At 73.7% G+C, this 17,926-nt stretch carries 15 protein-coding genes and 5 tRNA genes; 7 read left to right on the forward strand and 13 right to left on the reverse strand.

Going from position 1 to position 17,926, the window contains the following annotated elements; translation table 11 throughout:
• Positions 1-30: 30 nt before the first annotated feature.
• Positions 31-477 carry a hypothetical protein gene (locus ACFVXJ_RS08415; protein ID WP_389660557.1) on the reverse strand — a complete coding sequence of 149 codons (447 nt, stop codon included), beginning with the start codon at positions 475-477 and terminating at the stop codon, positions 31-33.
• A gap of 195 nt (positions 478-672) precedes the next feature.
• On the opposite strand from ACFVXJ_RS08415, the gene ACFVXJ_RS08420 reads away from it, so the two are divergent.
• Positions 673-1,215, forward strand: a complete 543-nt coding sequence (locus tag ACFVXJ_RS08420; protein ID WP_389660559.1) for a DsbA family protein — start codon at positions 673-675, stop codon at positions 1,213-1,215.
• A gap of 4 nt (positions 1,216-1,219) precedes the next feature.
• On the opposite strand, the gene ACFVXJ_RS08425 is transcribed toward ACFVXJ_RS08420, so the two are convergent.
• Genes ACFVXJ_RS08425 through ACFVXJ_RS08435 form a run of 3 tightly spaced genes read right to left on the reverse strand, consistent with a single transcriptional unit; the run spans position 1,220 to position 4,006 of the window.
• Positions 1,220-2,044 (reverse strand): GNAT family N-acetyltransferase, encoded by an 825-nt coding sequence (locus ACFVXJ_RS08425; protein WP_389660561.1) that lies wholly within the window; start codon positions 2,042-2,044, stop codon positions 1,220-1,222.
• A gap of 52 nt (positions 2,045-2,096) precedes the next feature.
• Positions 2,097-2,915 carry an aminotransferase class IV gene (locus ACFVXJ_RS08430; protein ID WP_389660563.1) on the reverse strand — a complete coding sequence of 273 codons (819 nt, stop codon included), beginning with the start codon at positions 2,913-2,915 and terminating at the stop codon, positions 2,097-2,099.
• Complete coding sequence (locus tag ACFVXJ_RS08435; RefSeq protein ID WP_389660565.1) at positions 2,912-4,006, reverse strand: chorismate-binding protein; 1,095 nt, start codon at positions 4,004-4,006, stop codon at positions 2,912-2,914. Before ACFVXJ_RS08435 ends, ACFVXJ_RS08430 begins: the two co-directional genes overlap by 4 nt.
• 179 nt (positions 4,007-4,185) lie before the next feature.
• On the opposite strand from ACFVXJ_RS08435, the gene ACFVXJ_RS08440 reads away from it, so the two are divergent.
• The 5 genes from ACFVXJ_RS08440 (at position 4,186) to ACFVXJ_RS08460 (ending at position 4,660) form a co-directional block, all read left to right on the forward strand.
• Positions 4,186-4,258: transfer RNA gene (locus ACFVXJ_RS08440), tRNA-Gly, on the forward strand.
• A 38-nt stretch (positions 4,259-4,296) separates the two neighbouring features.
• Positions 4,297-4,370, forward strand: a tRNA-Cys gene (locus ACFVXJ_RS08445).
• Position 4,371: 1 nt separating this feature from the next.
• Positions 4,372-4,443 (forward strand) — tRNA-Val (locus tag ACFVXJ_RS08450).
• A gap of 20 nt (positions 4,444-4,463) precedes the next feature.
• Positions 4,464-4,535 (forward strand) — tRNA-Val (locus ACFVXJ_RS08455).
• A gap of 50 nt (positions 4,536-4,585) precedes the next feature.
• A tRNA-Val gene (locus tag ACFVXJ_RS08460) sits at positions 4,586-4,660 on the forward strand.
• Positions 4,661-4,906: 246 nt separating this feature from the next.
• On the opposite strand, the gene ACFVXJ_RS08465 is transcribed toward ACFVXJ_RS08460, so the two are convergent.
• Complete coding sequence (locus ACFVXJ_RS08465; RefSeq protein ID WP_361318526.1) at positions 4,907-5,092, reverse strand: hypothetical protein; 186 nt, start codon at positions 5,090-5,092, stop codon at positions 4,907-4,909.
• A 546-nt stretch (positions 5,093-5,638) separates the two neighbouring features.
• On the opposite strand from ACFVXJ_RS08465, the gene ACFVXJ_RS08470 reads away from it, so the two are divergent.
• Positions 5,639-6,835 carry a serine/threonine-protein kinase gene (locus ACFVXJ_RS08470; RefSeq protein ID WP_389660568.1) on the forward strand — a complete coding sequence of 399 codons (1,197 nt, stop codon included), beginning with the start codon at positions 5,639-5,641 and terminating at the stop codon, positions 6,833-6,835.
• Between the two features lie 22 nt (positions 6,836-6,857).
• Here ACFVXJ_RS08470 and ACFVXJ_RS08475 read toward each other — a convergent pair whose 3' ends face one another.
• From ACFVXJ_RS08475 to ACFVXJ_RS08510, 8 genes are all read right to left on the reverse strand, one after another.
• Entirely contained in the window at positions 6,858-7,679 is an 822-nt protein-coding gene (locus ACFVXJ_RS08475; protein WP_361318522.1) for an RNA methyltransferase, read from the reverse strand.
• 63 nt (positions 7,680-7,742) lie between these two features.
• Positions 7,743-8,960, reverse strand: coding sequence for a uroporphyrinogen-III C-methyltransferase (gene cobA, locus ACFVXJ_RS08480; RefSeq protein WP_389660571.1), 1,218 nt, complete (start codon positions 8,958-8,960; stop codon positions 7,743-7,745).
• A 176-nt stretch (positions 8,961-9,136) separates the two neighbouring features.
• Positions 9,137-12,382 (reverse strand): nicotinate-nucleotide--dimethylbenzimidazole phosphoribosyltransferase, encoded by a 3,246-nt coding sequence (gene cobT, locus ACFVXJ_RS08485; protein ID WP_389660573.1) that lies wholly within the window; start codon positions 12,380-12,382, stop codon positions 9,137-9,139.
• Positions 12,383-12,611: 229 nt separating this feature from the next.
• Complete coding sequence (gene cbiE, locus ACFVXJ_RS08490; protein ID WP_389660575.1) at positions 12,612-13,856, reverse strand: precorrin-6y C5,15-methyltransferase (decarboxylating) subunit CbiE; 1,245 nt, start codon at positions 13,854-13,856, stop codon at positions 12,612-12,614.
• Between the two features lie 79 nt (positions 13,857-13,935).
• Positions 13,936-14,613, reverse strand: a complete 678-nt coding sequence (locus ACFVXJ_RS08495; RefSeq protein ID WP_389660578.1) for a GNAT family N-acetyltransferase — start codon at positions 14,611-14,613, stop codon at positions 13,936-13,938.
• Positions 14,614-14,792: 179 nt separating this feature from the next.
• On the reverse strand, positions 14,793-15,656 hold the full coding sequence (locus ACFVXJ_RS08500; RefSeq protein WP_389660580.1) for a MetQ/NlpA family ABC transporter substrate-binding protein: 864 nt from the start codon (positions 15,654-15,656) through the stop codon (positions 14,793-14,795).
• A gap of 119 nt (positions 15,657-15,775) precedes the next feature.
• Positions 15,776-16,444 carry a methionine ABC transporter permease gene (locus ACFVXJ_RS08505; RefSeq protein ID WP_389660582.1) on the reverse strand — a complete coding sequence of 223 codons (669 nt, stop codon included), beginning with the start codon at positions 16,442-16,444 and terminating at the stop codon, positions 15,776-15,778.
• Positions 16,441-17,517 carry a methionine ABC transporter ATP-binding protein gene (locus tag ACFVXJ_RS08510; RefSeq protein ID WP_389660584.1) on the reverse strand — a complete coding sequence of 359 codons (1,077 nt, stop codon included), beginning with the start codon at positions 17,515-17,517 and terminating at the stop codon, positions 16,441-16,443. Before ACFVXJ_RS08510 ends, ACFVXJ_RS08505 begins: the two co-directional genes overlap by 4 nt.
• Between the last annotated feature and the right edge of the window lie 409 nt (positions 17,518-17,926).

Raw genomic sequence — 17,926 nt, forward strand, 5'->3', positions numbered from 1 at the left:
CGGTGGGGCGGAGCCGGGTCCGCCGCCCGGTCAGATCCCGTGCTTCTTGAGGATCGCCTCGATGTCGGAGAAGTCGTCCGCCGGGGCGGCGGGCCGCTCCCGCGTCGGCCCGGGCCCGGAGCCCGCGGCGAGGGAGGGCGCGGAGGCGTCGGGTGCGACGGCGCCCCGGGCGGGGCGACCCCTGGCCGCCTTGGGCTCCTTGGCCTTCGCGGGCCGGCCGAGCGCACGGCGTTCGACGGCCCGGGTGGCCAGGAACAGCGCCCAGGCCAGGCCCAGCAGACCGAAACCGATCCAGACGGACGGCTTGAACACCATCCCCGACACCCACTCGACGACGCCGGTCAGCACCAGCGCGACCGGCACCAGCGCGTACGCGGCGATGCGCGCCGCGGCGAGGAAACGCCTGCGGTACGCGGTCACCGCGGCGATTCCCAGGCCCGCCGCGGACACCGCGGCACAAATGGTCTCGGCGAGCATGCTGTCCTCCAGGAGCCGACGGGTCGGGCGGTCGGGCCGGGATCGGCGGTCCGTCCCCGTCCATCGTGCACCGGCCCGGGGCGCGGGGGCCACGCCGCGGACGGCTCCCGGACCGATCTCCGGGACATCTCGGGGTCGGGCCTCCTCCCCAGGTGCCGGTCGGTGCGGCGCCGGGCGAGCTGGGAGACTGTGCGCATGACCGATTCCCACTCCCCCGACTCCGTCTCCGCCTCCCCCTCGGCGCCCGCCGGCCGCGTCGTCCTGGAGGTGTGGTGCGAGCTCCAGTGCCCGGACTGCCACGGCGCCCTGGACGACGTGCGCGCCCTGCGGGCCCGCTACGGCGACCGGCTGGACATCGTGCTGCGGCACTTCCCGCTGGAGAAGCACAAGCACGCCTTCGCCGCGGCCCAGGCCGCCGAGGAGGCCGCGGAGCAGGGGCAGGGCTGGCCGTACGCGGAGGCCGTGCTGGCCCGCACCGCCGAGTTGGGCGAGCGCGGGGAAGCGGTCCTGCTCGATGTGGCCCGTGAACTCGGCCTGGATGTCGAGGAGTTCGACACCGCCCTGGTCGACGGGCGGCACATCCTGATCGTCGACGCCGACCAGGCCGAGGGCAAGGCCATCGGCGTGACCGGCACCCCCACGTACGTGATCGGCGGCGAGCGCCTCGACGGCGGCAAGAGCCAGCAGGGCCTGCGCGCCCGCATCGAGGAGATCGCCGACCGGCTGCTGGCGGGATGAGCGCCTACAACAGGTCCTTGGCGTAGTTCAGGTGCGTGGGCCGGTAGCCGAGGGACGCGTACAGGCGCCGCGCGGTGGTGTTCGTGGTGAAGACCTGGAGGGCGACCGTCCGGTGGCCCGCCGCGACGGCCTCGCGTTCCGCGAGCAGCATCAGCGCGCGCCCGTGGCCGCGGCCTCGGTGTCCTTCGGCGACCTCGACGTGGAAGACGTACGCGCCGTCGCCGTGCGCGGCGAGCCACAGGTGGCCCACGGGGTCGCCGGCCGCCTCCAGGACGGCGAGCGTGACACCCGCGGTGTCCCGGCCGTCCGGGAAACGGGCCGCGTGGTCGGTCACCGCCCGCGCGTACGCGTCGCGCTCCGGCATCCCGCGCGCGGCCAGTTCGGCGGCGTAGCCGGCCGGCGCCTCGGCGGCCCAGGCCGCGTACTCGATCTCCGTCATGCGGCGGGCCGTGATCCCTTCGGGCAGGGCGGGCGGTGCGACCGGGAGTTCTTTGCCCAGGTGGCGGCTGTACTCGGCGTACCCGAGGGCCTCGGCCAGCCGCAGTCCGCCGGCGGACCCGGCGGGGACGGAGATCCGGACGCGGCGGCAGCCCCACCCCCGCAGTACCTCCTCGGCGGCGAGCGCGGCGACGGTGGCACGGCCCCGGCGGCGGTCGGGCGGGTCGATGGCGAGATCGTCGATCTCCCCGACCGCCGGCCCGAACGCGGTTCCGGCGCGGATCAGCAACCGCCCGACGAGCCTGCTGTTGACGCGGACCTCGTAGGGGCGCGATCGCGCGCCGTCCTCGCCTTCCCGGAGCGGCCCGCTCGGCCGCAGTGTGGTGGTCATCGTCGAGTTCTACCCTCCGGACGCCCGCCGCGACAGGGCGTGCGACGGCGGTCTACGGGTCGAGGTCGGAGCCCGCGCGCTCGTCGAAGATCCGCATCGCCTCGGCCGTGACGGGCCCCGGCGCGGCCGGCCGGCGGTCGTCGACGCGGTGGACCGCCTGGACGTCGCGCAGGGTGGAGGTGAGGAAGACCTCGTCCGCGCGTTCCAGCACGTCGAGGGGCAGGTCGGTCTCCTTGGCGCCGGCCCACTCCACCACCAGGGCGCGGGTGATGCCCGCGAGGCAGCCGGAGGCCAGGGGCGGGGTGTGCAGTTCCCCGTCGAGGACGACGAACACGTTGGATCCGGTGCCCTCGCAGAGCTGTCCGACCGTGTTGGCGAAGAGGGCCTCGGAGGCGCCCGCCGCGTGCGCTCGGGCGAGCGCGACCACGTTCTCGGCGTACGAGGTGGTCTTCAGGCCGGTCAGCGGGGAGCGTTCGTTGCGGACCCAGGGGACGGTGATCACGGCGGTGGTGTCGGGACGCCGGGTGGTCTCGCCGACGGCCACGACCAGGGTGGGGCCGGTCTTGCCGCGCTCGGAGCCCAGCGGGGACTCGCCGCCGGTGTAGGTGATGCGGAGCCGGCCGAGGGCCACCGGGTTGGCCTCCAGCACGGCGGCGCAGGCCCGGCGCACTTCGTCGAGGTCGGGATCGGGCAGCCCCAGGCCGCGGGCCGAGCGGGTCAGCCGGTCCAGATGGCGGGTGAGCGCGAACACCGTCCCGTCCTTGGCCTTGAGCGTCTCGAAGAGCCCGTCGCCCACGGTCAGCCCGTGGTCCAGTACGGACACCTTCGCCGCGTCCGCGTCCCGCAGCGCCCCGTTGAGCCAGATCCTCACCGTACGGTCCCTTCGCTCAGCCCATGCGCACCGTGTGCTTCATGCGGCTCGTGCATCTCGTGCGTGCCCGACGCTACCGCGAGGAGCCGGGCCGCCTTCAGTTCGGTCTCGGCCCACTCCCGGTCCGGGTCGGAGCCCCAGGTGATCCCGGCCCCGGTGCCGAAGAGCAGGCGGGGGCCGCCGGGCAGCTCGCGGTCGATCCAGAAGGTGCGGATGCCGACGGCGAGCTCCGCGGTGCCCCGGTCGGCGTCGACCCAGCCGATGCCCCCGCAGTAGGGGCCGCGCGGGGCGGTCTCCAGCGCCTCGATGATCCGTAGGGCCGAGGACTTCGGCGCGCCCGTGACGGAGCCGGGCGGGAAGGCCGCCTCCAGCAGCTCCGGCCAGCCCGCGAACTCGGCCAGCTCGCCGCTGACGGTGGAGACGAGGTGGACCAGGCCCGGGTGCTCCTCGACGGCACACAGCTCGGGGACGGTGACCGAGCCCGGGGAACAGACCCGGCCGAGGTCGTTGCGCACGAGGTCCACGATCATCACGTTCTCGGCGTGGTCCTTGGGAAGCAGGTCGGCGGCGGTGCGGCCGGTTCCCTTGATGGGCCCGGACTCCACGTGCCGGCCGGCGCGGCGCAGGAACAGTTCGGGGGAGGCGGTGGCGATCTCGACGCCGTGGGCCGGCAGCCGAATCGTTCCTGCGTAGGGCGCGGGGTTGCCGCGCGCGAGCAGGGCGGTGAGGGCGTCGACGTCCGCCCCGGCCGGGTCGGGCAGCGGGGCGGACAGCACCCGGCAGAGGTTGGCCTGGTAGACCTCGCCGCGGGCGATGTGCTCGCGGACGCGGCGTACGCCGGCCACGTAGGCGGCCCGGTCGAGCGAGGAGGTCCACTGGTCGGCGGCGGGTCCGCGCCAGGCGCCCGGGACCGGCAGGGGGACGGGGTCGGGGCGGACGTCCCCGAAGCGCGCGCACACCAGACGCCCCTCGAAGTCCGCGGCCACCGCCCAGAAGCCGGTGGAGTCGAGGGCGGAGGGGTCGCTGGTGACGTCGCGGAGGTCGGTCGCGAGGCGGCCGCCGAAGCGGGCCAGAGGAGGCAGGTCGTGCACGGCTGCGAGTCTATGACCGGTGACGCGCCGGCGCCGGGGTGGTGACAGCGGGGTGACCGGCGGTGATCGAGCGGCAGCACGCTGCGGAAACGCGTTTTTGAGCTGGCCCGGGAATCCGCTAGAGTTCAACACGTCGCCAGGGAGCGAAGGGGAACACCCCGGAGCGAACACGGTGACCTGCGGACGTAGCTCAGTTGGTAGAGCACCACCTTGCCAAGGTGGATGTCGCGAGTTCGAGTCTCGTCGTCCGCTCGAAGTGGGGGGTCTTCCCGAGAATCCCCGCAGCTCCTGGTGGAGTGGCCGAGAGGCGAGGCAACGGCCTGCAAAGCCGTCTACACGGGTTCAAATCCCGTCTCCACCTCCAAGGACGATTAGCTCAGCGGGAGAGCGCTTCCCTGACACGGAAGAGGTCACTGGTTCAATCCCAGTATCGTCCACTGGTCCGCGAGGACCACCCGCGCGATTAGCTCAGCGGGAGAGCGCTTCCCTGACACGGAAGAGGTCACTGGTTCAATCCCAGTATCGCGCACGCAGCACCGGCAACACCTGCTCCACCTGCGGCTTTCGAGCCGTGATCCCGCGCGATTAGCTCAGCGGGAGAGCGCTTCCCTGACACGGAAGAGGTCACTGGTTCAATCCCAGTATCGCGCACCATCGGAAAGCCCCGACCGTCTCCACGGCCGGGGCTTTCGCGTTCCGTCCTCCGCCGCCGTGACCGGCGACCGTGACCAGGGGCCGGGGCCGGGATGGGAAACACGTGAAAAAGGGTGCTGCCCGTCCGACTCCCCAGTCGTACGGGCAGCACCCTTCACCTGCCGTCCGCCGTCGCGCCCCCGTCCCCACGGGGTGCGACATGACGATGTCCCGACCCGGACCGCTCTTCCGGGCCCGGAGCGCCGCTCAGCGCCCCAGCATCGCGCCCACGGACGACGCCTGCGCCGCCACCTGTTCGAAGCCTCCGAAGAGGAAGAGCAGGAGGACGGCCAGGGGGAGCACCATGGCCGCGGCCACCAGCGGGTGGCGCGTACCGGACTCGTGGCTGTTGAACGCGAATGCCTTGCGCCCCTGCCGTGCGGAGTCCGCCATGGTCCTCTCCCTGTCGTCTGGCAGCGGCGGGCTCGTGACCTCGGGGGACGAGTGTGCCGCCCGCCGCTTGTCTTCAACACTAGGCGGGCGCAAGGGCCCTGGCCTCATGCCCTCGTACCCATTGGCGGGCCTCCGGGAGGATGAGGGACCACCCTCCCGTGTACTCCCCTGGGTGGAGATCACTCCCCAGGAGTGAGGGTCTCCCCGGAAGGGATGACCGGACAGTAGTGACTTCGCTCACTTCCGTCACTCCCCGCACACGCGCGTCTTCCGACGAACTGTCCGCGCGCGGTGTGACCGCCGCCGGCCTCGCCGCCTGCGGGGGAACGGCCGTGGCGGCCGCCCGTGGGGCCAATCCCCTTGGCCCGGGGGCTGTTTGGCGGTACGCGACGACAGGCTCCGAGCGGCCCGCGAACCATCTGAGCCACCCTCAAGTGGCCTGCTCCGTACAGACGATCGATTGTCCCGGCGAGGGCGCGGCCTCTGAGCGCTCGTGCCGGATGGTCCGTAAGCTGGGGCACGTCAACAGGACGACCGGGCAGCGGGGTGGACATGGCGATGATGCGGCTCCGGCGCGAGGACCCGCGTGTCGTCGGCTCGTTCAGGCTGCACCGGCGGCTCGGGGCGGGCGGCATGGGCGTCGTCTACCTGGGGTCCGACCGGCGCGGGCAGCGGGTCGCGCTGAAGGTGATCCGCCCGGACCTGGCGGAGGACCAGGAGTTCCGCTCCCGTTTCGCCCGTGAGGTGTCCGCCGCGCGGCGGATCCGCGGGGGCTGCACGGCGCGGCTGGTGGCGGCCGACCTGGAGGCCGAGCGGCCGTGGTTCGCGACCCAGTACGTGCCCGGCCCCTCCCTGCACGACAAGGTGGCCGAGGAGGGCCCGCTGACCGCCGCGCAGATCGCCGCGATCGGCGCCGCGCTGTCGGAGGGACTGGTGGCCGTGCACGAGGCGGGCGTCGTCCACCGCGACCTCAAGCCCTCGAACATCCTGCTGTCGCCCAAGGGGCCGCGGATCATCGACTTCGGCATCGCGTGGGCCACCGGGGCGAGCACCCTCACCCATGTGGGGACCGCGGTCGGCTCCCCCGGCTTCCTCGCGCCCGAACAGGTGCGCGGCGCCGCCGTGACCCCCGCGACCGACGTGTTCGCCCTCGGCGCCACCCTCGCCTACGCCGCGACCGCCGACTCCCCCTTCGGGCACGGCAGTTCGGAGGTCATGCTGTACCGCGTGGTGCACGAGGAAGCCCACTTGCAGGGGGTCCCGGACGCCCTCGCGCCCCTCGTACGGGCCTGTCTGGCCAAGGATCCCGAGGACCGGCCGAGCACGCTGCAGCTGTCGATGCGGCTCAAGGAGATCGCGGCCCGCGAGGCGCAGGGGCTGGGCGAGGTACGGCCGCCGGCGCAGCGCGTCCGTACCGAGCGGCCCACGGGGCGACTGACGGAGCAGTACACCGACCAGTACACCGACCAGCGCACGGAGCGGCGTACCGGAGGGGGAGCGGCCGCAAGCGGCGCCACCCCGCGGCCGCAGGGCCCGCACAGCGGCCCGCACTCGCGCCCCTCGTCGCCCCGCAACCCCGGCTCCACCGCCGGGCGCGGGGGAGGCCGCCCGGCGCCGCGCACGACGGGGACGGGCCGCCGCCCCGCGCGGCCGGACCCGAGGCTGATGCGGCAGCGGCTGATCGTGTTCGTCGTGGTGACGCTGATCGTCGCGCTGGGCATCGCCGCCGCGCAGAAGCTCTAGCCGGACACCGCCCGCGGACCGGTCAGGCCGCCGGCGGTCGGGTGGCGTAGAAGGCGACCGCCGAGGCGGCGGCCACGTTGAGGGAGTCGATGCCCTCCGCCATGGGGATGCGTACCCATTCGTCGGCGGCCCGCAGGGCGTAGGTCGACAGGCCGTGGCCCTCGGACCCCAGCATGATCGCCGAACGTTCGAAGCGCTCCGGCGGGACCTGGTCCAGCGGGGTCGCCTTCGGGCTGGGCGTCATGGCGAGGATCCGGTAGCCGGCCTCGCGGACCTTCTCCAGATCGGCCGGCCACTGGTCGAGCCGCGCGTAGGGGACGGAGAACACCGACCCCATCGAGACCTTGATGGCGCGCCGGTACAGGGGGTCCGCGCAGTCCGGGGAGAGCAGTATCGCGCTGATGCCGAGCGCCGCGGCGCTGCGGAAGGCGGCGCCCAGGTTGGCGTGGTCGACGAAGCCCTCGAAGACGCCGATCCGGCGACCGGCGGACTCGTCGGCCAGCAGGTCGCCCGGCGCCGGGAGCGGCTTGCGCTGCATCGACGCGAGCGCGCCGCGGTGCACGTGGTAGCCGGTGACCCGTTCAGCGAGCTCGGGGGTGACGGCGTAGACCGGGGCGGGGAGTTCGTCGATGACGTCACGCATGACGTCGACCCACTTGGCGGAGAGCAGCATCGAGCGCATCTCGTAGCCGGCGTCCTTGGCGCGTCTGATGACCTTCTCGCCCTCGGCGATGAAGAGCCCTTCGGCGGGCTCGCGCCGGCGCCGCAGTTCGACGTCGGTCAGGCCCGTGTAGTCGCGCAGGCGCGGGTCGTCGGGGTCGTCGACGGTGATGAGATCAGCCACAGGGTGATACTGCCTTGTCCTGGGTGTGGTGCCAACGGCCGGGTGCGGCCCCGGCGGAGGTGTTCAGGCCGTCGGGGCGTTGACGGTGACGACCGCGCCGATGACGATGACGGCCGGCGGGCGGACCTCCCGCGCGCGCACGGTCTCGCCCACCGTGGCCAAGGTGGCGTCCACCCGGCGCTGGGTCGCGGTGGTGCCTTCCTGGACGACGGCGACCGGGGTGTCGGCGGGGCGGCCGTGGCGGATGAGGGCCTCGGCGATCAGGCCGATCTTGTCGACGCCCATCAGGATGACGAGGGTGCCGGTGAGCTTGGCGAGGGAGGCCCAGTCCACGAGGGAGCGCGGGTCATCGGGGCCGACGTGGCCGCTGACCACGGTGAACTCGTGGGCGACGCCCCGGTGGGTGACGGGGATGCCGGCCGCGCCGGGCACCGAGATGGAGCTGGAGATGCCCGGGACGACCGTGCAGGGGATGCCGGCCTCCGCGAGGGCCTGGAGCTCCTCCATGCCGCGGCCGAAGACGTACGGGTCGCCGCCCTTGAGCCGGACCACGGCCTTGCCGGCCTTGGCGTGCTCGATCAGGGCGTTGTTGATGGCCTCCTGGGCCATGAATCGGCCGTACGGGATCTTGGCCGCGTCGATGACCTCGACGTGCGGCGGGAGTTCGTCGAGGAGGTCGCGCGGGCCGAGCCGGTCGGCGATGACGACGTCCGCCTCGGCGAGCAGCCGCCGGCCGCGCACCGTGATCAGGTCGGGGTCGCCGGGGCCGCCGCCGACCAGGGCCACGCCCGGGGCGTGACCGCGCCGGCGGGTGGAGACGAGGGAGCCGTCCCGCAGTCCCTCCACCACTGCGTCGCGGACCGCGGCGGAGCGGCGGGGGTCGTTGCCGGTCAGCACGGCGACGGTGACGCCGTCGACACGGCCGGTGGCGGGGGTCCAGGCGGTGGCGGCGGAGGCGTCGTCGGCGCGGACGCACCAGACCCGCTCGCGCTCGGCCTCTGCGGAGGCACGGTCGTTGGCCTCGCGGTTCTGGGTGGCGATCAGCGCGTACCAGGCCCCGGCCAGGTCGCCGTCCTCGTAACGCCGGCGCTCCCAGCGGATCTCCCCGGTCTCGGCCATGGCGTCCACCGAGGGGGTGGCCGAGGGCGAGACGAGCAGGACGTCGGCCCCGGCCGCGATCAGCGCGGGCAGGCGGCGCTGGGCGACCTGTCCGCCGCCGATGACGACGACGCGGCGGCCGGCGAGGCGCAGACCGACGGGGTACGCGGGGTGTTCGGCCATGGCGGTGCGGCTCCTGATACGGCGGTGGGTCTCTCGGCCGCTGCTGCGCTGGAGCGGCTTGTCCGGTGTGACGTGGGGTTTCGGGTGCGCGGGTCCACGATACGACCCGGCGCTCCCGCCACCGCGAGGGCGGGCGCTCTGCTGCCCGCGCCTGCCCTCGCGGCGGCGGTCCGCGGCTACTTCTCCGTGACTCCGGCGGAGTCGAAGGTGGCGACCTCGTGCATGGCGCGGGCCGCGCTCTGTACCAGCGGGAGGGCCAGCAGGGCGCCCGTGCCCTCGCCGAGGCGGAGGTCCAGGTCGACCAGGGGGCGCAGGCCGAGCTTGTTCAGGGCCGCGACGTGGCCGGGCTCGGCGCTGCGGTGGCCCGCGATGCACGCCGAGAGGGACTCGGGGGCGATGGCCCGGGCGACGAGGGCGGCCGCGCCGGCGCTGACGCCGTCGAGGATCACCGGGGTGCGCAGCGAGGCGCCGCCGAGGAGGAGGCCGACGATCGCCGCGTGTTCCAGGCCGCCGATGGCCGCGAGGACGCCGATCGGGTCGGCCGGGTCGGGCTGGTGGAGTTCCAGGGCGCGGCGGACGACCTCGACCTTGCGGGCGTGCGTCTCGTCGTTGATGCCCGTGCCGCGGCCGGTGACCTCGGCGGGGTCGACTCCGGTGAACACCGAGATCAGCGCGGCCGAGACCGTGGTGTTCGCGATCCCCATCTCGCCCGTGAGCAGGGCCTTGTTGCCGGCCGCGACCAGGTCGCGGGCGGTCTCGATGCCCACTTCGATGGCCTGGACGGCTTCCTCGCGGGTCATCGCCGGGCCGGTGGAGAGGTCGGCCGTGCCGGGGCGGACCTTGCGCGGAAGCAGACCCGGCGTGGCCGGGAGGTCCCCGGCGACGCCGACGTCGATCACGCACACCTCGGCGCCCACCTGGTTGGCGAACGCGTTGCAGACGGCTCCGCCGCCCAGGAAGTTGGCCACCATCTGCGTGGTGACCTCCTGGGGCCACGGGGTGACGCCCTGGGCGTGCACCCCGTGGTCACCGGCGAAGATCGCGACGGCGGCCGGCTCCGGGATCGGCGGCGGGCAGACCCGGGACAGGCCCGCGAGCTGGGCGGAGATGATCTCCAGCATGCCGAGCGCGCCGGCCGGCTTGGTCATCCGCTTCTGCCGCTCCCACGCCTCGCCGAGCGCCTTCGCGTCCAGCGGGCGGATGCCGGCGACCGTCTCGGAGAGCAGGTCGTGCGGCTCCTCGCCGGGCAGCGCGCGGCGCCCGTACGTCTCCTCGTGCACGACCCAGGCCAGCGGCCGACGCCGGGACCAGCCGGCCTGCGCCAGCTCGGGCTCCTCGGGGAACTCGTCGACGTATCCGACGCACAGGTAGGCGACGACTTCGAGGTGCTCGGGCAGGCCGAGTTCGCGGACCATCTCGCGCTCGTCGAAGAAGCTGACCCAACCGACGCCGATGCCTTCGGCGCGGGCGGCGAGCCAGAGGTTCTCGACGGCGAGGGCCGAGGAGTACGGGGCCATCTGCGGCTGGGTGTGCCGGCCGAGCGTGTGCCGGCCGCCGCGGGTGGGGTCGGCGGTGACGACGATGTTGACCGGGGTGTCGAGGATGGCCTCGATCTTGAGTTCCTTGAACTGCTTCGCCCGGCCCTTGGGCAGCGACTTGGCGTACGCCTCGCGCTGGCGCTGGGCGAGTTCGTGCATCGTGCGGCGGGTCTCGGCCGAACGGATGACCACGAAGTCCCAGGGCTGGGAGTGGCCGACGCTGGGCGCGGTGTGCGCGGCTTCGAGGACCCGCAGCAGGACGTCGTGCGGGATCGGGTCGGGGCGGAAGCCCTTGCGGATGTCGCGGCGCTCGCGCATGACGCGCTGGATGGCGTCGCGGTCGGCCTCGGCGTAGGCGGGGGCCGGTTCGCCGGGGGCGACGGCCGGCGCGAGCACCTCGGCGGTCTCGGACGCCCGGGGCGGCTCGGGAGCCTGCGCCGGCTCGGGCGCCTCGGCGGGTGCGGGGGCCGACTCGGCGGCCGGGGCGGCCTCGGCGGCCTCCGCTACGGGGCCCTCCGGCTCGGGGTCGGCGTCGGGCTCCGCGGGCTCGGCGACGGGTTCGGTCGCGGCGGCGAGCGACTCCGGCTCGGCCGGGGTGATCTCCTCGGCCACGGGGGGCTCGGCTGCCTCGGGCACGGCCGGGGCCTCGACGGGCTGCGGGGCGGCCTCGGCGGCCACGGCGACGGGGACGGCCTCGGGCTGCTGCTCGGGCTGCGGGGCGGCCTCAGGAGCGGTTTCCGCCGGGGCGGACTCCACGGCTGCGGCGGGCTCCGCCTCGGCCGCCACCGGCTCGGCCGCCACGGGCTCGGCTGCCACCGGCTCCGGCGCGGGCGCCACGACCGCGGCGACGGGCTCGGTCACGGCGACCGGCTCCGGCTCGGCGGCGGCCTGGGGCGCGGGCTCCGCGACCGGCTCCGCGGCGGGGTCCACAACGGGCTGCGGGGCGGCCTCGGCGGCGGGCTCGGGAGCGGACTGCGGCTCCGGCTGCGGCTCCGGCTCGGCGACGGCCGCCTGCACCGGGGCGGTGGCCTCGGCCGGCGGTTCCACCGGCCACGGCGTCCCGGCCTGCGGCGGGATCTCGGTCGGCTGCGGCGCGGCCGGGGCGACGGCTGCCTGGGCGGCCTCCTCCGGCTGGGGCACGTCCAGGTACTCCGGGCCCGTGGTGGGCGGACCGGGGTGGCGTACGGGCATCGGTGTCACCGGCGCGGGCGCCACCGGGGCGGTGGCCGGCCCCCGGTCCGCGAGGGACCGTACGACTCCCCCGGCCTCGGGCACGGCCGGGCCCATGTGCAGCGGGCGGCGGGCCGCGGCGGCGGGGGCCTGCGGCGCGGCGGCCGGCTGCGGGACCACGAGACCGCCGAGGTCGAGCGCCCCGGAGTCCCGGCCGCCCGTCTCGTGGGCGCCGGCGCTGTACGCGGCCTCGGGGCCGCCGGCGTCGGGGAAGCCTGGCTGCCCGGGCGCGGGGTAACCGGCGTCGGGGAAGCCCGCGTAGCCGTTGTCCACGGCGCCGTTCTGCGCGGCCGGAGCCTGCGCGGCGGCGTACTGGGGGTCGACGTACTGGGGCTCGGCGTAGACCCCGCCGGTCTGCTCGGTGTAGAGCGGCTGCGGGTAGTCGGGGTACGCCGGCGCCTGCTCGACGGGGAAGGCGGGGGCCGGCGGGACGGGCTGCGGGTCGCTCCACGCGCCCTGGCCGCTCGGCATGAGCAGGAGTTCCTCGTCCTCCGCCTCGGCGGAGTCGTCCACGAGGTCCTGGAAGGCGTAGCCCGCCGGAGCCTGCGGTGGGACGGGGGGAAGGGGCGCGCCCTGCGCGGGGATGCCCTGCTGATCCACCATGCCCGCGTTGTCCGGGTGACCCTCGCCCGGGACCTGGCCGGTGTCAGTCATGCGTACCCCTCGCCCATCGGTGTTGCCTCTTCGATCGCCCGGTCGCCCACAGGGCCGCCGCGCGGAGTTGCCGTGCGGGTTGCCGTGGGCCGCGTGCGCCCCGGGGGCGCCCGCACGACAACTACTGAGCATTGTCGCGCTCGTCAGCCGCCGTGTGGGCCATAAACCGGCACGGTCCGCTGTGGACTGCGCCACGTCGCGCGTACTGCCGTGGCGGTACGACGATCGGTCAGCCTACCCCGGGGGCCGCGTCGGGTCCTGTCCGGGCGGTTCGGGGCCGTTCGGCTGCCAGCAGGAACACCACGGAACGGTCCTGTTCGTCCCAGGTGTGGGGGTCGAGCCCGACGGATTGGAGCAGGGCGCACTCGACGGCGTACCCGTGTTCGGTGAGCGCCCTGCCGATGGCCTCCGCCTCGTCGCGGGTGGAGGCGTGGCTGACGATCCGTTCGGGCCGGCGGTCGGCGACGGCCGAGACCACCGCGGCCCCGCCGGCGCCCACGCGCACGACGTCGGGTTCGGGCAGGTCTTCGAGTACGACGGGGGCGCGTCCGGCGACGACCTGGATCTGCACACCGCGGGCGCGGGCGAGGGCGGTTACGCGTTCGCACGCGCGCGGGTCGGCGTCGACGGCGATGACGGCGGCGCCGAACGCGGCGGCGTCCACGGCGAGAGCGCCGGAGCCGGCGCCGATGTCCCAGACGAGGTCTCCGGGGCGCGGGCCGAGGCGGGCGAGTTGGGCGGCGCGCAGCGTGGCCGATTCGCCTTCGCCGGTTCCGGCCCGGGGTCGCGCCCAGCCGCGTTCGGCGGTGCGGGCGACGTTCTGGCCGAGCAGCCACGCCGGTTCGGCCGGGACCGGGGCGGGGGTGGGGGCCTGGCCGCCGATGACGATGACGACGTTGGGATCGCGCCAGCTGTGGTCGGCGGCCTTGTCGGAGGTGAGGACGGTGACCCGTTCGCCGGTGGTGCCCAGTTCCTCGCAGATGACGAAGGTGCGGTGGACCGGGCCGAGCAGCAGGGCGAGTTCGGCGGGACCTGCGCCGGGTGCGGTGAGGACGGCGACCTTGGGGTGGGCGCGGCAGACGTTGACGGCGCGGCGCAGGGTGCGCGGGTGGGCGACGACGACCTGGGCGTCGTCCCAGGGCATGCCGGCGCGGGCGAAGGCCGCGGCGACGGACGAGACGGCGGGGACCACCTCGACTTCGAGGCCGTACTCGGGGGCGCGCAGGGTGCGTACGACTCCGAAGAAGCCGGGGTCGCCGTCGGCGAACACGACGGCGGTGCCGCGGTGGCCGGCGATCCGGCGGGCGGCGAGGCCGAGGCTGCCGAGCCGGACGCGTTCGGCGGTGGGCGGTACCTCGGGCAATGCCAGGTGGTGGGCGGCGCCGGCCACCAGGGTGGCGGCCGAGAGCGCGGACCGGGCGGCCGCGGTCAGCGCGGAGCCGTCCCAGCCGATCACCGTGACCCGGTCGGCCATCGTCGTCAGTCTCCTGGGGTGGGGGCAGGCCAAGCTTCGTCGGGCGGGGCGCGCACGGTGAGACTACCTGGTCATCGGGTCAGTTCCGGTCGGCGCCGACGGTGTGGCCGCTCACGTCGGCCCGCTCCCGGAACTCGTACCGCTCGCCGTGGCCGGGGTACTCGTCGTAGCCGCCGTCGTCGAGGTCTTCGGGGACCAGGCCCCACACGATGAGGTCGCTGCGGGTCTCGGTCCAGGCGCCGTCCGCCGTCTGGGTGCGCACTATGCACGCGTTGCGCAGGACGCCCTCGCTGATGCAGCCGATCTTCTGGGCCACTTGCTGGGACGCGGTGTTGTCGGCGGCGGTGCGCAGTTCGAGGCGTTCGAAGTGGCAATCGTTGAAGAGCCACTGGGCGACCGCGAGGACGGACTCGCCGGCGTAGCCCTCGCCCCGCCCCCAGGGGGCGGTGAGGTAGCCGATTTCGGCGGTGCGGGTGCGCCAGTCGGTGTTGCGCAGGTGCACGGCGCCGACGAGGCGGTGGGTGAGGAACTCGGTGACGGCGAGGACGAGGCCCCGGCCCTCGGTGCGTTCCGCGTGCGAGCGCCGGGTGGCCCAGTCGTGGGCGTCGGCCCGGGTGTAGGGGTGGGGGGCGGAGGTCCAGGCGATGACCTGCTCGTCGTTCATCATCTCGGTGAGCGCGGTGACGTCCTCTTCCTCGAAGGGGCGCAGCACCAGCCGGTCCGTGCTGATGGTGACGTCCGGGAAGGTGGTAGTCATGCGCAGCTCCATGCCTGAGACCGTGGTGCGACCGTGGTGCGGGAGGACCGTTCGTGCGGGTCGTAGGCCACAGCATGCAGCATCGGAGTGGTGATGTGCAGGGTCGGCCCGCGCGGGTGCGGGCAGCCGTCGGCCCCGCCCGCCCGGGTGGGCGCGCGGGGCCGAGAGCCGGGGCGGGGTCAGACCGCGGGAGTGCCGAAGGCCGGGGTGACCGAGCCCTGGTACTTGTCCTCGATGAACTTCTTGACCTCGTCGGAGTTCAGGAGCTTGGCCAGCTTCCGCACGCGCGGGTCGTTCTGGTTGCCGTCCTTGACCGCGAGGAAGTTGGCGTAGGGGTTGCCCTCGGCCTTCTCCAGGATCAGCGCGTCCTTGGCGGGCGCGAGCTTGGCCTCCAGGGCGTAGTTGCCGTTGATGACGGCGGCGTCCACGTCGTTCAGGGCGCGCGGGACCGTGGCGGCCTCCAGCTCCTTGAACTCCAGGCCCTTCTTGTCGGTGATGTCGGACAGCTTGGCGCCGGTGCCGACACCCTCCTTGAGGGTGATCAGGTTGTTCGCGGCGAGCAGTTGGAGCGCGCGACCCTCGTTGGTGGTGTCGTTGGGGACGGCGATGGTCTGGCCGGCCTTGATGTCACCGACGGCCTTGACCTTCTTGGAGTACAGGCCGAGGGGCTCCAGGTGCACGTTGACGACGGGCACGATGTGGGTGCCGTTCTTCTTGTTGAAGTCGTCGAGGTACGGCTTGTGCTGGAAGTAGTTGCCGTCGACCTGCCCCTGCTCGGTGGCGGTGTTGGGCAGGACGTAGTCGGTGAACTCCTTCACCTCCAGCTTGAGCCCTTCCTTGGCCGCCAGCTTGTCCTTGACGAAGTTCAGGATGTCGGCGTGGGGGCTCGGGGAGGCCGCGATGACGAGCGGCTTGCTCTCGTCGGCCTTGCCGCCGTCGGCCTTGGCGGAGGACGGGTCCGAGGAGCTGCCGCAGGCGGTGAGGCCGAGGGCGAGCGCGGCGGAGGCGGCGGCGAAGGCGGTGAGCTTGATGTTCTTACGCACGAAGAGTGCCTTTCATTGCGGTGCGAGTACGCGGGGTCTCGCGCGGTTCTCGCGGGTGGTGGCCCAGGCACGACAAGTGCGGGCTTTCTGGGGGTGGGGAAGTCGGGGCGGCCCGCCGGTCAGGCGGTGCGGCCGCGGCGGGACAGGAGGCGTACGACGCCGTCGCCGATCAGCTGGATGACGGTGACGAGGGCGATCAGGACGATCACGGTGGCGACCATGAAGCCGGTCTCGAAGCGCTGGAAGCCGTACGTGATGGCCTTGGAGCCGAGCCCTTCGCCGCCGACCGCGCCGGCCATGGCCGAGTAGCCGACCAGGGTGATGACGGTGGTGGTGACCCCGGCGATCAGGGAGGGCAGGGCCTGCGGCAGCAGCACCTTGCCGACCAGGGTCGGGACACCGCCGCCCATGGACTCGACGGCTTCGACGAGCCCGGGGTCCACCTCGCGGACGGCCGTCTCGACGAGCCGGGCGAAGAAGGGGACGGCGCCGATGGCGAGCGGGACGATCATGGCGGTGGGGCCGATGAAGGTGCCGACGACGGCGGTGGTGACCGGGATCAGGGCGATCAGCAGGATGATGAACGGCAGCGAGCGGCCGATGTTCACGATCACGCCGAGCACCTTGTTGAGCGGCTGGTTCGCGAGCAGGCCGCCGCGGTCGGTGAGGACGAGGAGGATGCCGATGGGCAGTCCGCCGGCGACGGTGACCAGCGTCGCCCACAACACCATGTAGAGGGTGTCGTAGGTGCCCTGGGTGAGCAGGGGCTGCATTTCCGACCAGGTCACTTGGCACCGTCCTTGACGAGCTCGGCGAGCTCCGCGTCAGCGATCACGTCTGCGTCCGGCTCGTCCGGCTCGTCTTCGACCACGTCGACCTGGAGCCCCTGCTCGCGCAGGAAGCCGACGGGGACCACGTTCTCCTCGTAGCGCCCGGGCAGTTCGATGCGCATCCGGCCGATCTGCCTGCCGGCGACGGTGTCCATGGCCGCGCCCAGGATCGAGAGGTCGATGTTGTACGTCCGGGCGAGCTGGGAGATGACCGGCCGGGTCGCCGCATCACCGTGGAAGGTGACGTCGATGACCGTGCGGTCGGGGCCGGTGGGGGCGCCGCTGACGGGGAAGAGTTCCCCGGCGAGTTCGGAGCCGGGGGTGGCCAGCAGTTCGGAGACGGTGCCGGATTCGATGACCCGGCCGCCCTTCATCAGCGCGGCGGAGTCGCAGACGGCCTTGACCACGTCCATCTCGTGCGTGATGAGCAGCACGGTCAGGCCGAGCCGGCGGTTGAGGTCGCGCAGCAGTTGGAGGATGGAGCGCGTGGTCTCGGGGTCGAGGGCGCTGGTGGCCTCGTCGGAGAGGAGCACCTTGGGGTCGCCGGCCAGGGCGCGGGCGATGCCGACGCGCTGCTTCTGGCCGCCGGAGAGCTGGCCGGGGTACGCCTTGGCCTTGTCGGACAGGCCGACGAGGTCGAGGAGTTCGGCGGCCTTGCGGGAGCGCTCGCGGCCGGAGACGCCGAGGATCTCCAAGGGCAGCTCGATGTTGCCCTGGACGGTGCGCGAGGACAGCAGGTTGAAGTGCTGGAAGACCATGCCGATGCGCCCGCGGGCCTCGCGGAGCTCCCTGCCGGCGCGGCGGCCCCGGCCGGCGAGCGCGGTGAGGTCGACGCCGTCGACGGTCACGGTGCCGCTGGTGGGGCGTTCCAGCAGGTTCACGCAGCGGATGAGGGAGGACTTGCCGGCGCCGCTCTGGCCGATGACTCCGAAGACCTCGCCCTCCCGTACGTGGAGGTCGACGCCGTCCAGGGCGGTGACCTCGCGGCCACGGGATGTGTAGACCTTCGTGAGGCCCGATGTGGTGATCACAGGATTTCCGTCGCTGTCGAGTGCACGGCGCAGCGGGGTGCCGGGCACGGGGCAAACATGTGGCACGCGATACGGGACACACCGTCACAAAGGGGTGAGGCGGACGCATGCGCGGGGCGGGAGCGTTTCCGGGTGTCACACGGTGGTGGCCACGGGGCTCGGCCGGTCTCGCTTCGGGGCGCGAGACTGCGGGGAAGGGGCCCTCAGAAGGCGCACATTCGACACATACAACGAGCACCGGGCGTCATCGTCGCCTCGGTCGCAAGGGTGCGGCTGCTCGTCGTGGTCATGGGCTCAGTAAAGCAGACCTCTCGGCTCAGCGTTCAACGCTGTCCGGATAGCGGACGCAATCGGTTCGTATGCCGGACGGATGGCCGGACAGGTGGCGGGGCGGGCGGCGGGGTGGGGG

It is taken from the genome of Streptomyces sp. NPDC058279, from assembly GCF_042881255.1.
Lineage (GTDB): Bacteria > Actinomycetota > Actinomycetes > Streptomycetales > Streptomycetaceae > Streptomyces.